This is a genomic window from Paenibacillus sp. 1-18 (genome assembly GCF_000520755.1).
In the GTDB taxonomy this organism is placed as follows: domain Bacteria; phylum Bacillota; class Bacilli; order Paenibacillales; family Paenibacillaceae; genus Paenibacillus; species Paenibacillus brasilensis.
Window position 1 is genome coordinate 1 of record NZ_ASSB01000042.1, and the last position, 13,742, is coordinate 13,742.

Genomic DNA, 13,742 nt, shown 5'->3' on the forward strand with positions numbered 1-13,742 from the left:
CCCCAGAACCTGCAAGGCTGCGGCTACACGCAGCGCTTTTTCCCGGTAGGCCGTGACCAGCTTGAGCCGGGTGCTGCCGCCTGTGTTGTAGTCACCGCTGCGCGCGTGAAATTCCCGCAGCAGTCTCTCCTTGCGCGAGCCGGGGCGGATCGCTGTCGTTTTGCGCTCATCACGGTTAGGGCCTTCAGGCTTGCACAGTACCTCAACAAGCGGTGGCTTGGTCTTAAACAGGGTGACGGTAAGCAAGCCAAGTCCCAATTGACGGCATAATCCAACCAGCTCGTTCCAGCGTTGATTCACAGCCCCTTTTTTTGCACGATTTCGTTCTACAGCCACATATACATTGCTGGTTAGCTTCAAACGCTGCATGCCTTGCAGCACAAGCGACAGATTAAACGTCTTTTTGATCTCCACAATCAGTGGCTCCTGCTGCTCTGGCTTGATACCCACCAAATCGCAGTTGCGCACCTCTCCTTTAATTTCATATCCCAAGCTTTCAAAAAAGGCTTTGATCGGAGCATATAGCTCCGTCTCATGCCGAACCGCCATTGCTTCTCCCGCTCCTTTATCCCCTTATTCCGAGCTTATATTGTACCATAATGCGTCAGGTCCGCGTTGTTGTTGTATATTTTAGCACACAAAAAATAGGTCAATTCTGAAATCAATCTGCATAGGTATGTATTACACTTTTTTTAGGGGGATTAGATCATATCCTGAAAGTCGTGACGAGTGTAGCCATTACCATCAGGAGTGGAGGATAGTCATTACGCAGTCATGGGAGGAACCGAGCATGAATATTTTTGAACGCGTTGCGGAGTACCGGGCGGAAAACAACCGTCTGGCCTGGAACGGCACTTTTAGAGAGTATATCGAGATACTCAAGAAAGACCCGACGCCGGCGATGACTGCTCATGCACGGGTTTATAAGATGATTGAATCTTTTGGTGTAGAAGAGGTTGGGGGACATAAGCGATATAAGTTTTTTGAGCAGGAGATTTTTGGGCTGGATCGTGCGTTGGAAAAGCTGGTAGAGGAATACTTTCATTCCTCTGCCAGACGGCTCGATGTGCGCAAGCGTATCCTGCTTTTAATGGGACCCGTCAGCGGGGGCAAGTCGACGCTGGTCACTTTGCTGAAACGTGGGCTGGAGAAATTTTCGAGAACGGATCAGGGAGCCGTGTACGCCATAGAGGGCTGCCCTATGCATGAAGATCCGCTTCATCTTATTCCGCATGAGCTGCGCCCTGAATTTGAAAAGGAGTTGGGGGTACGTATTGAAGGTAATCTCTGCCCCTCCTGCCAGATGAGATTGCGTACGGAATTTGATGGCGATATCGAAAAGGTGCGAGTGGAACGGGTATTTATATCGGAAGAAAACCGGATTGGCATAGGTACGTTCAGCCCTTCTGATCCAAAATCTCAGGATATTGCTGATTTGACAGGCAGTATCGACTTTTCCACGATTACGGAGTATGGTTCGGAATCCGATCCGCGTGCTTATCGTTTTGACGGAGAGCTGAACAAAGCGAATCGCGGACTGATGGAGTTTCAGGAAATGCTGAAATGCGATGAGAAATTTTTGTGGAATTTATTGTCTCTGACCCAAGAGGGAAATTTCAAGGCCGGACGGTTTGCACTCATCAGTGCGGATGAATTGATCGTGGCTCACACCAATGAGTCGGAGTATAAAAGCTTTATTGCGAACAAAAAGAACGAGGCATTGCAGTCGCGGATGATTGTAATGCCGATTCCTTATAACCTGAAAGTGTCGGAGGAAGAAAAGATTTATGCCAAGCTCATTGAGCAAAGTGACATGCGGCATGTTCACATCGCTCCTCATGCGCTGCGAACGGCTGCCATTTTCTCCGTGCTTACCCGCTTGAAAGAAACGAAGAAGCAGGGGATGGATTTGGTCAAAAAGATGCACATGTATGACGGTGAAGAGGTCGAAGGCTATAAGGAAGCCGACCTGAAGGAGATGCAAAATGAATTTCTCGAGGAAGGCATGTCCGGGGTAGATCCACGGTACGTCATTAATCGTATTTCCAGCGCACTAATTAAGCAAAATGTGGAGTCCATCAACGCCCTGGATATTTTACGAGCGATCAAGGATGGTCTGGATCAGCATGCTTCCATTACAAAGGAAGAGCGGGAGCGCTATCTGAATTTTATTTCCGTGGCCCGTAAAGAATACGACGAGTTGGCGAAAAAAGAAGTACAGAAGGCCTTTGTATACTCTTTCGAGGAATCAGCCAAGACGCTGTTCGACAACTATTTGGATAACATCGAAGCCTTTTGCAATTGGTCTAAAATCCGTGATCCGCTCACGGATGAGGAGCTCGACCCGGATGAACGGCTTATGCGCTCGATTGAGGAGCAGATCGGGGTGTCCGAAAATGCGAAAAAGGCATTCCGCGAGGAAATATTAATCCGGATTTCTGCGTATTCGCGTAAGGGGCGGAAGTTTGAATATCATCATCATGATCGACTGCGAGAGGCAATTGAGAAGAAGTTGTTTGCGGATTTGAAAGATATTGTGAAGATTACGACCTCGACCAAAACGCCTGATGCGAACCAGCTTAAACGGATGAATGAGGTCATTAAGCGGCTGATTGAGGAGCACGGCTACACAGGGGCCAGCGCTAACGATTTGTTGCGGTATGTAGGCAGTCTCTTAAATCGGTAGCTATTTGAGGTAAGCAAGGACAGCAGACAGCACAGTCCGATCAATGTACATCATATGTGGAAATCCGGTAAGCACAGGAAGTTTCAGGTGCTGCCGGATTTTTTTATCAGAGGGGAGGTATCACAAGGGGCTTTTATGATTGTAATGTGTGAAAAATTACAATTGATTCTCTAACTTTTTAACATTTTGTAAAAAGTAAGCCGATAAATATGATAATGTTAAATCGATGTAAACTATTTTGGTTGGAGGAAATTATGATTCATGTCGATGATACTGGCTTTCTCTTGCAGATGGAAAAATAGATGAGCAGCTTATAGCGCACCGTCTTTTTGTGGGGCAGGTGTATTCCCGAATTGCCCAAAATTTTGACCGGAATGATTGCCGAGCTTAGGGAAAATACAGATAATATCGCGGAGAGTGCGTGTAACACGGCTTCTTCCCAGGAACATACAGAGGAATTGGTACAACAATTGGGCGGCGAGATTAAGCAAATTGAGCGGATGAACAGTACGGTGAAGGAGTTGGAAATGCTTCAACATCCCAGCGAAATAATATAGGTGTAAGAGGATGATAGAATGGTGACAGTGCTCTCCCTCCATGGCGGTCCAATCAGCAGCAACCGAGGAAGAGCGTAGTACCTACAAGGAAATGGTCGATTTCTTCCATTCGGCATGAGCCGCAAATACCCTTTTCCATAAATCGTCCCGTTCCTGGCGACTATAATGAACGAGCGGCTCGCCGAAAACATCTGCCAACACTTCCAGCCACTGCGATTTATGATTCAGCTCTATTTTTTCCAATCCGTTCAGCCCGTGTTTTTTCCATATGCAGCCTCTTAGCTCATTCGTCTCTAAGGCTTGTCTTTGCCGAATCAAAAACAGGTTGAACCATGGAGAATCTGCTGAGCGGCTATAGAAATGATGTTTTGGCATAAACTCCTCCAAATTCTGAACAACTGTAGGATCAAAATCAACCCCAACAAATGAAGCAAGCGAATCATGCTCTAACCGCCAGCCTTTTGCAGCAACCCCGGACTCCGCAACCTTATATTGAAGAGGAGCTTGTTCATAAGTACCCATACGGAGTGGGACAGGTTCATAGGGCATATCGCCTAAACCGACATCAACAATCCATACTTCATCTTCGTGCTGCTCATTTGGCAAGTGCACGGTTAGCCCAAGATGAAATGAATTGATGCGTGGCTCTGCTCCCAGAGGTTGAACCCCGGCTCGATGCAGGCAGACCTTGTAGCCCAGTGAATGTAGTAGGGTGCTGAACGCACCATTCAGATGAAAACAGTAACCACTTCTCCCCTGCAAAATCAGTTGAACAGATTCTTGAAAGCCAATAGCTGCCGGTTTTCTTGCAAAAATGTCCAGCGTTTGCCACGAAAGATGCTTCACATGGGCCTTATGCAGCTCAAATAAAAAGGATGGGGTAGGCGGCAGAATGTCTTGAATTCCGATTCTGTTAAGATAAGCCTTTATTTCTTCTTTTGTCATCAAATACATACCGCATTCACCTCAATGATTAGTTTTCAAATTCCCCTCTTTAGAGCAAAGTCCCTTGAGTTATAGCATCATTGTAGTAAGAGAATGTGCTGAGTACAATGCTATAATCTTCAAGTGTACCGGTACAATCAGCAGATACATCCGGTTTGGTGACATACACTTTTCGCGTATATAGATATCAGAGCATAAAAAAACAGACCGTTTGGTTAGGTCTGTTTCTTGCTCTGTTTCTTGCCTGGCTCCAATTGTGCGAATTATAGCAGCGCTCTAAGCACCCGTCGGTATTTGTATAATTGCGCTAAAGATGGAATAACGTGCTTAGCAGAACGGATGCCGCCTATTCTGATGTTGCGGACCACGTGATAAGGAGAGATTAAAAGCGCGTGAAGCAAATGTAAATCACGGGTACTTAATGGGCGAAATCGCTGATAGTAGTCGATCGAGCGCAGCATCTTTGTCCCGTTCCAAAGACAATTTCGATGAAGAAGATGGGACAGGTCTTTCATTCTTACATGCAGGGAGCAATTTTCAAAATCAATTAAATGGATCCTGAGCTGTCTGTCTTTAACCAGATTGGGATAGTTGTAATCGCCATGTATAAAGGCGGCGGCTTTTTGCTCCGAGTCGATTGCTTCTCGAACCTTGGGCTGCTGTAAATAATTCGACACTTCTTCACAGAGAGCTACGAGATGTGCTGTGCCTCTGTAGGGACTAAGGCGTTTTTTGTATCCAGCAATTTCATCACCTAAAGCTTCGTAACGTATTCTGGCTGCCGGAGCTTCGTCGACAGGAAAGCCTACGGCGCTGGAGTGAAATTTGGCTAAGGTGGAAATTCCCTTTTTGAAATCTATTTTTTTTGTAAATTTTGGTCTTCGTCCATCAACCCAATTGGTTAACGTATACGAAATGCCTTCATGGGTCATATAAGCGGCTCGCTGCACCGTCGGATAAACCTTTTGGCTACGGGTAAACCCGCGCTCATCCAGGAAGGACAACACACGTGTAATAAAACGAATTTCCTCTTCAGGGAAATGGTAGGGTTTTAAACAATAAGTCATGTTGGCGGTCTCAATCTTGAGGATGTCCTTCTTTTGACGACTACGTTTAATTTTGATTCCGTACATCTGCTCAACGTTCGATAAAATCGACATTTTGATCCTCACTTTCTCTTATGCTTGGACCCATTCCTGCAAAACATGAATGATTTGCAAACGAAGGGGCCACGATTGATGCCAATGATCCAGGATCTCGCGGTCTCTTGAGCGATTGGGGTGCAGGGAGGCATGCCACGCTTCTCGTGGCAGTTTATACAGGGCTGTTACTATTTTTCGTTCGGTTCGGCTTAGTGGCTTACGTTTTTGGTATCCCTTCAAAAATGATTTCACAAATTCAGGATTGAACTGGGTTGTATTCATAAGGGCTTTTGCCAGATCCGCATAGACTGAGCCGACCTTAACCCGATCCCAATCAATGATTTTGAGCTGACCACCATCAGAAATAATGACATTAGGGATCGTGATGTCACTGTGTATCAAAGAGGGGGAACGGTTTTCCTTCTGAAGCAGCTTAATAATGGAGGTGTCTTGCAAATCCTTCCATGCCCGCCTGGATAAACGTTTGGAGTCTTTGCCGAAAGCATTGTACCAGTTCCGGTATTTTGTGTCATGACGGCTGATTTGTTTTATTTTTCTTTGAAAAAGACGATCCTGGTTTTTCCATACCCGCAACTGCTGAAGTGTAGGGGATTTCACTCTTCCAATCCGATGCACGCCGATGGACTTGGTATGAAGCGTGGCAAGTGCCCATCCAAGCTTTTCAAAATCTTCAGCAGTCTCCAATCCCCGCCCTTTGATCCACTGACTCACATAAAATGGCGTTCCTTGATGTAAAGTCCATAGCTTCCCGGAATGTGTCGGAAGCCACGTGGGCATGTAGCGATACTTTCTCTTTTTCAACAAATTGATCATGCTTGCAGCCTGCTTCATCTGTTGAATCGTATTTGAACGAACCATCTTAGTGCGGCTGAAGGGTTTTAATGCATAAGTTCCCTTTTTCGTTTTCACTTGGATTACTGCATTTTTGCGGTACAGTGACGAGACTAAGCTAGATTTTAACGGAATCAGGCCAAAACGACGGGTAATGTTGCGAATTTGTGCTTTGGTATAGGATTTCGCCATAAGAACCTCACTTGACTTGAGATTAATGAAAAAGATAATCCTCTGTTAGTTATCAGTCTATTCATAATGAGGTAATAGGTGCGGTTTTAAGGGGCTGCACATACCGAATATATACACTTCCACCACCTTGGTTGATCGCCAAACGAAATCCTTGGAGGGAATGTGAAATTTAAATCATGTCATATTTTGTGACATTTAAAAGGGATATAATTCAATGAAAACGCTCTATACTTGTCTTTTTATCGTTAAAGCACAATAAACAAGACATTGTTTTGGTCAAGATGGACATTGTTTATGGGAGGAAAGTTGCAGTAAGATGAGTTAAACCTATTTAAGGGACGAAATACAACATGTCTAAGCCGTAGGAGGGTCATATGGAAAACGAACAAGAAAAGCGTCACCCGACAACGTTTGAGCCTTTTGCATTTATTCTGATTGTAGCTACAAGCATTTTGGGGGCAATTATCGGGATGCAGATTGTAACCAGCCTGGGTGTGACTCCGAATACGGCCATTATCGGAGCATTAGTGGCGATGTTGATTGCACGTATTCCGGTCAACTGGTTTTTACGGTATAAGTCTGTTCATCGTCAAAATCTGGTACAAACCGCCATTTCCTCAGCTACTTTCGGGGCGGCCAATAGCCTGCTGATTCCTATTGGAATCCCCTATCTTATGGGAACGCCTGATTTGGTTGTACCGATGCTGCTGGGAGCGGCGTTAGCCATGTTCGCAGATGCGACGATACTTTATAAAATTTTTGATTCCAAGCTGTTTCCAGCCTCAGGCACCTGGGCTCCGGGCGTTGCAACGGCGGAGTCCATCAAAGCCGGAGATAAAGGAGGCAAACGTGCCGGTTTGCTAGGCATTGGGGCACTAATCGGGGGAGTCGGCTCCTATTTGAGCATCCCGATGTCTGCCTTTGGGGTCGCATTTATCGGCAATATTTGGGCATGTTTGGGGTCGGTCTATTGATTCGCCAATATTCCATGCCATTATTTCAGATTGATGCTAATGCGCTCTACATCGCCCATGGTGTGATGATCGGGGCAGGGATTGTAGCGTTAATTCAGGCTGCTATACTCGTGTTTGGCTTTTCCGGGAAGAAAAAGGGCGGCACAGCCATACTTGCGGATAAAGCCTCGGATGCGGAATACACTCGTCCAATTGCAGAGGCCCGTCGTACGCTTGGACTCGGTTTTATCGCTTATCTGGTTATTTCGCTGCTGATCGCCATTATCGGTGGATTGGTTACACACATGTCGGTAGGTATGTTGATCGGCTTTATCGTATTTGCAGCCTTTGCTGCGTTTGTGCATGAAATTATCGTCGGTATCGCGGCTATGTATTCTGGTTGGTTTCCTGCCTTTGCAGTTGCTTTTATCACTTTGCTTAGCGGAATGATGATCGGGTTTCCACCCGTGGCGCTGGCGCTTCTGGCCGGGTTTAGCGCAGCTACGGGTCCTGCCTTTGCTGACATGGGATTTGATTTGAAAACAGGCTATATCCTGCGTGGCAATGGCAAGGATAAAGAGCTGGAACGGCAAGGCAGGAAGCAGCAGTATATAACGGCTCTGATCGCTTTTGCGGTTGCGCTGGTGACGATCGCTTTGGCTTACCCAAGCTATTTTGCACAAAATCTGGTGCCGCCGATTGATAAAGTATACGTATCGACGATTCAGGCCGGGGCTACGCCGGGGATTGCAAGCCAGCTTTTGCTGTGGGCGATTCCGGGAGCGATTCTCCAGCTCATCGGTGGTTCCAAACGCCAACTGGGCGTCATGTTTGCAACAGGGCTGTTGATTGCGACAGCAAACGCATGCTGGGCCGTGCTGGTCGGCATAGCGATCCGTTTTCTCGTAACTCGTTTTGGGAAAAAGGAGACTGTCTCTTCTATGACGATTCTGGCTGCCGGTTTTATCGCAGGGGATGCACTTTATAACTTCTTCAACTCTGTATTCAAACTAAAAAAGTGAGATGATGCAGATGGACGCTTTAAAGCTGGATGAAAGGATTGTTGAATATGCCGTTTATGGCGGTGCTGTCTTGGGTGGCGGCGGCGGAGGCTGGATCGAGGAAGGGCTGCGGATCGGAAAGCTGGCTCTTGAAGCAGGACAACCGCTGCTAGTGCCCATAGACTTTTTTTCAGACGACGATCTTTTCGTCACTGTAGCTGTCGTTGGTGCCCCGGCTGCGCCGGACAAATATGTAAAGCCCGTTCATTATGTAAAAGCCCTAAATATGGTGTCCTCTATGACAGGAAAGGGCATCCGGGCTTTGCACACGAATGAAAATGGCGGTGAAACGACGATTAATGGCTGGTTTCAGTCAGCCATGACTGGTATCCCGATAGTGGATTTTGCATGTAATGGACGGGCTCACCCTACAGGAACGATGGGCTCGATGAATTTAACCGAGCTGCCGAATTACGTTAGCCATCAGGCTGCCGTAGGCGGACGCGGGGAGCACTATATAGAATTGGGCATTACAGGTTCCCTGGATCATGCCGCTTCGCTGGTTCGTAAAGCCTCGGTGGAAGCTGGAGGATTGGTAGCAGTCGCAAGGAATCCGGTGACAGCTGCTTATGCGAAAGCCAATGGCGCCCCGGGAGCCATTTCCCGGGCAATCGCTGTCGGAGAAGCGATGCTGACTCACCAGGGTGAGGCTGCGATTGCTGCTGTAACCGCCGAGCTGGGCGGTAAGGTTATCGCTACAGGTGAAGTAGCTGAATGCCGGCTCGAAACATCAGGAGGCTTTGACGCCGGGGTGGTTCGCATAACGGATAGCGGACTGACCTATGAAATGACCTTCTGGAATGAGTACATGTTTCTGGAGCTTGACGGGGAACGATTAGCCACCTTTCCAGACCTGGTCATGACACTGGATATGGATACAGCTAGACCTGTAATCACAGCTGCCGTAGACAAAGGACAGAGGCTAGCTGTCATTGCAGTACCGAAGGAACGACTCTTACTGAGCACGACCATGTTTAACAGCAAATTGCTGCAATTGATTGAGCAAATGATCCATAAACCGATACTGTCCTACTTATAAAAAATACAGGAGGAACGGAACAATGGCACTTCAACAAACATTAACGGTATTCGAAGCGCTGGACAGCGCCTATGTGAATGGAGAGCGAGTGAAGCAGCTTTTTGCTGGATACAAGGATATAGAGGTAACTGTAAAACAGGTGACCGGCATGAAGGGCAGCACGGATTTTATCCATGTGCTTATTCCCGGTACAGAAGGTAAAAGCTCGGGAGGTACGGCACCAACATTCGGTATTGTTGGTCGCCTGGGCGGTATTGGCGCACGTCCCTCCCGAATTGGCCTCGTGTCCGATGCCGATGGAGCGATTGCTGCGGTAGCGGCTGCGCTAAAACTGGCAGATATGCAGATTAAGGGCGATAGACTGAAGGGGGATGTGGTTGTCACCACGCACATTTGCCCGGATGCCCCTACGCGTCCGCATGAGCCGGTTGATTTATGGATTCACCTGTGGATATTGTGGAAATGAATCGCTATGAGATTGATCCGGGGATGGAAGCCATTTTGTCCATAGATACAACCAAAGGAAATCGTGTCATTAATCATAAAGGAATCGCCATTTCACCTACGGTGAAGGAAGGCTATATTTTGCGGGTCAGTGAGGATTTATTGCGCCTGATGGAACAGACTACGGCACAATTGCCTGTTACTTTTCCGGTTACGACGCAGGATATCACGCCGTATGGTAATGACCTGTATCATATTAATTCGATTTTACAGCCTGCTGTAGGGACGGATGCACCTGTAGTCGGTGTTGCGATTACAGCACAGGCGGCTGTACCGGGATGCGGTACAGGGGCAAGTCACGAGATTGATATTGCCACTGCCGTAAGATTTTCGATTGAAACCGCCAAGGAATTTACGAACGGAACGTGTATATTTTATGATCCGCAGGAATTTGCCCGAATCACCGAGTTGTACGGCTCTATGAAAATATTGCAGACAGCAGGCAGTGCTCAAAAGTCATAGCCGATGCATAACAGGGCAGGCCGCAGGCTTGCCCTTTAGCGTCAGGAGCGTAAAATAAAATGAAGCGAGGGCAGGGAGGTCGGATGTGGCCCCTATTGTAGAAAGGGCCTTGGAAGGACGGGCAGAGCTGCTGCAGGCAGGTGCGCTGGACGGGCTTTCATTAGACTATATACAACAGCACCTAGCGCCGTCGCCGGGAGAATATGTATTGACCTCGCGTCTGACAACCGGGGAGTCGGTGGTCATTTCACGTGAAAAAATCCTGCCGCTGCTTCAGGACAAAATCACACGTATGGAGGAGCAGGGGGTACGTACTATTTTACTGCTTTGTACCGGTGTATTTCCCGGATTGCATACCCGAACGGCTTTTTTAATCGAGCCGGATCATGTGCTTCCGCCTGTACTTAAAGCCATGTCCAGCGGCAGAAGACTTGGACTGATTGGACCGCTCGAAGAGCAAAAGAATAACCTCAAGTTGAAATTCAGTCCTTACGGATTGAATCCCAAGTTTGCAGCGGCCTCGCCTTACAGTGGCAGTGCGGAGGAATTTCGGCAGGCTGCCTTACAATTCAAAGATCATGCTGATCTTATTGTACTGGATTGCAGATTAATCGCCGCAGAAGGAGAAGCCGGGCAGCCTCTGCTGGATATGCTGGGCGAGGGTAATGGCAGAATGCTGGCCGAGTTCGGTATTGGAACGAATGATAAAGCCCGCATTACGGGCGTTGTATTAGAGGACGAGAAAGTTTACGGCACGATCCATGTCGCTTTTGGCAGCAATAATACCTTTGGCGGAACTGTTGCTGCGGGTGTGCATATTGACGGGGTCGTTCAAAAAACCGATGTATATCTGGATGATCGTCTGATTATGAAGGCTGGTCAATTGCTGGAGAGATAAAGGAGGGAATTATTATGCTTGGAATGATTAGAGTGCTCACCATGCAGGACGAAGCAGCTATCGGCCTCCACGGCCGAGTCATCGAGCAGCGCTACGGGCTGCCTGTTACCAGTGTATGTATCCCCGATCAGCCGAACGGAATCTACGATGATATCACGGACCGGGAGGCCGTGCCCAAAATTGTGCTAGCCGCGCAACAGCTCGTTCAACAGGGCTGTACGTCTATCGGTATTAGCTGCGCGGCTGATCCGGCGCTAGAGGAAACTCGTCAGGCAGTAGCGGTCCCTGTCTATGGACCCGGGTCCTGCGCGGCACATCTGGCACTGACATCGGCCAGCCGTGTCGGCGTATTGACCATTTTGGCCGAGGCTCCACCATTAATTCGCCATATACTGGGCGAGTCCTATATCGGTACGGAGCGTCCCGAGGGTGTACGGACGACGCTGGACTTGAACACTCCTCAAGGCAAAGAGGCTGCCATGGCAGCGGCGCTGCGGCTTCAAGAGAAGGGAGCTGAGGTCATTGTGCTGGCCTGCACCGGTTTTGTAACAATGAACTTTGCACCAGAGCTGGAGCGTACGCTGGGGATTCGAGCCATTGATCCGATTGTAGCGCTTGGTGCGGCTGCTTCGATACGGTGGCAGTCCCATCATGATGAGGCACAGGCAGGATAGATTCTTTAGCTTGTCATAAATAGCTTAATATCGAAACAAACCGTCTTTTAAAAAAGGGCGGTTTATTTGTGTTCCACTAAGCTCTAAAAATAGGAATGGTCTGGATTGGAGACACATGAACCAGTGGTAAAAGGTTCTGTTTTGTAAGCTTTTTTGGTACACTATCCTGAAAAATTAGATGAAGCAAGGATTATGCAAAATAAATAGCAGGGTGGTCTGTCATTATGAAAATACCGGGTGTAACAGTTCAGGAACTCATGGCAATCCCCGAGTTGAAGGAGGCAAAGGTATTAAGTGGAGAACAAGGGCTAAACCGGGTTGTCCGTTTTATTGACATTATGGAGGTACCCGATCTGAAAGGCTGGATTCGGGAAGGTGTATTGTTGATGACAACCGCTTATTCCATTCGTCATGAACCTGAGGTATTGTGTCAAATCATTCAATTGCTGCATCAGGGCGGCGCGGCTGCGCTTGCGATTAAGCCGACCCGCTTTCTCACGGAAATCCCCCGCAGTGCGCTGGAGGCAAGCAACGCCTGCGGTCTTCCTATGATTGAAATTCCAGCCGATATCCCATATACGGATATTACACAGCGTGTCATGGATATGGTGCTCAACCGACAAGTAGAGCTGCTGCGACGCTCGGAAGGAATCTATCGAACCCTAACCACAATGGTTCTGGAGAACAGTGGCATACAGGCTGTTAGTGACAATATAGCGGAATTGCTGAAAGCTCCGGTTGCCTTTGATAATGGAGGTCAAGCTATTATCACTTCACCCCAAGGATGGGATTGGATGAAGGCACAAGATTCTCGTTATTTTCCTATCAATGTGGATAAACGCACGGTCGCCAGGCTGGTCATTGCACGCAATGAGCTGGATGATATGGAGCAGGTTGGCATTGAGCAGGCACGGCTGGTGATGGCGTTGGAATTAATGCGTGAAAAGGCGGTAGAAGATACGGAGAATCGGCTTCGGGGGAATTTCATAGACGAGCTAATGACACCTCCGGTACCGGTGCGCCATGAGGTTGAGCGAAGAGGGCGTCAATTGGGATTTAACCCGGCTTATGATTGGGAGGTTGCTGTCCTGGAAAGTGCGACGGCCCCGCCAGAAGAGATCCTTTCCGGCTTGCTGAGCTTGGAATCGACCCGACGGCGGTTGGTATCTCATATTGAGTTTCGTTCCAATCGGGCGGTATTATTTTTGCCTACGCTGAATTCAAGTGATTATTATGACGGGACTAGCGCTGATCAGGAACGATCCTGGGCTGAAACGCTGAAGCAATGGGTAAGTGAAAAAGCTTTGGGCACGGGTGATTATTATATAGGCATCGGAAGTGCCAAAAAGCTGTGGGAGCTGCTCCAAAGCTACAATGAGGCACGACGTGCAATTACGGTATCGCAGCGGCTGTATCCCGATCAACGTGTATGCACATACGGTGATATAGAGATGCATTATATGCTTGGTGAAGCGATGGACACAGAGGAATTTTCCAATGTATTCGAACGTAAGCTGGGAAAGCTTCAGCAATATGATCGGTCACATGGCAGCGATCTACTTAAAACATTATTTTATTATTTGGAGAGCAGGGGCAGTCTGATAGATACGGCGAATTATCTTTTTATACATCGTAATTCAGTAAAATATAGACTGGAGCGGATTCGCGACATGACAGATTTTGATCTTAACGATCCACGTGAGCAGTTTATATGCCATGCCTGTCTGATTCATTATTATTTGCGGGAACATAAGTAGACGGACGCTTTGCCTTGGGG

At 47.8% G+C, this 13,742-nt stretch carries 10 protein-coding genes and 2 pseudogenes; 8 read left to right on the forward strand and 4 right to left on the reverse strand.

Features of this window, described 5'->3' with window-relative positions; all coding sequences use genetic code 11:
* A partial coding sequence (locus L693_RS0102480; RefSeq protein ID WP_025715911.1) for a DUF2161 family putative PD-(D/E)XK-type phosphodiesterase occupies window positions 1–549 on the reverse strand: 549 nt, incomplete at its 3' end.
* Between the two features lie 241 nt (window positions 550–790).
* Here L693_RS0102480 and L693_RS0102485 point away from each other — a divergent pair.
* Window positions 791–2,686, forward strand: a complete 1,896-nt coding sequence (locus L693_RS0102485; RefSeq protein ID WP_025715912.1) for a PrkA family serine protein kinase — start codon at window positions 791–793, stop codon at window positions 2,684–2,686.
* Between the two features lie 353 nt (window positions 2,687–3,039).
* Window positions 3,040–3,243: a hypothetical protein gene (locus L693_RS30960; protein WP_025715913.1), complete on the forward strand. Its 204-nt coding sequence runs from the start codon at window positions 3,040–3,042 to the stop codon at window positions 3,241–3,243.
* Between the two features lie 81 nt (window positions 3,244–3,324).
* On the opposite strand, the gene L693_RS0102500 is transcribed toward L693_RS30960, so the two are convergent.
* The 3 genes from L693_RS0102500 to L693_RS0102510 all read right to left on the reverse strand — a co-directional run bounded on the left by L693_RS0102500 (window position 3,325) and on the right by L693_RS0102510 (window position 6,374).
* Entirely contained in the window at window positions 3,325–4,197 is an 873-nt protein-coding gene (locus L693_RS0102500) for an arylamine N-acetyltransferase family protein (RefSeq protein WP_025715914.1), read from the reverse strand.
* Between the two features lie 254 nt (window positions 4,198–4,451).
* The gene (locus L693_RS0102505; RefSeq protein WP_025715915.1) at window positions 4,452–5,348 is read right to left on the reverse strand and encodes a phosphotransferase; all 897 of its coding nucleotides are present in this window, start codon (window positions 5,346–5,348) and stop codon (window positions 4,452–4,454) included.
* A gap of 18 nt (window positions 5,349–5,366) precedes the next feature.
* On the reverse strand, window positions 5,367–6,374 hold the full coding sequence (locus tag L693_RS0102510) for an aminoglycoside phosphotransferase family protein (protein ID WP_025715916.1): 1,008 nt from the start codon (window positions 6,372–6,374) through the stop codon (window positions 5,367–5,369).
* A gap of 374 nt (window positions 6,375–6,748) precedes the next feature.
* Here L693_RS0102510 and L693_RS0102515 point away from each other — a divergent pair.
* From L693_RS0102515 to L693_RS0102540, 6 genes and pseudogenes are all read left to right on the forward strand, one after another.
* Window positions 6,749–8,349: pseudogene (locus L693_RS0102515) on the forward strand (OPT/YSL family transporter).
* Window positions 8,350–8,359: 10 nt separating this feature from the next.
* Complete coding sequence (locus L693_RS0102520; protein WP_025715917.1) at window positions 8,360–9,427, forward strand: DUF917 domain-containing protein; 1,068 nt, start codon at window positions 8,360–8,362, stop codon at window positions 9,425–9,427.
* Between the two features lie 22 nt (window positions 9,428–9,449).
* Window positions 9,450–10,393 (forward strand): annotated as a pseudogene (locus tag L693_RS0102525) (DUF1177 domain-containing protein).
* A gap of 85 nt (window positions 10,394–10,478) precedes the next feature.
* Window positions 10,479–11,291, forward strand: coding sequence for an AroM family protein (locus L693_RS0102530; protein WP_025715918.1), 813 nt, complete (start codon window positions 10,479–10,481; stop codon window positions 11,289–11,291).
* A 14-nt stretch (window positions 11,292–11,305) separates the two neighbouring features.
* Window positions 11,306–11,965, forward strand: a complete 660-nt coding sequence (locus L693_RS0102535; protein ID WP_025715919.1) for an aspartate/glutamate racemase family protein — start codon at window positions 11,306–11,308, stop codon at window positions 11,963–11,965.
* 224 nt (window positions 11,966–12,189) lie between these two features.
* The gene (locus L693_RS0102540) at window positions 12,190–13,722 is read left to right on the forward strand and encodes a PucR family transcriptional regulator (RefSeq protein WP_025715920.1); all 1,533 of its coding nucleotides are present in this window, start codon (window positions 12,190–12,192) and stop codon (window positions 13,720–13,722) included.
* Window positions 13,723–13,742 lie beyond the last annotated feature (20 nt).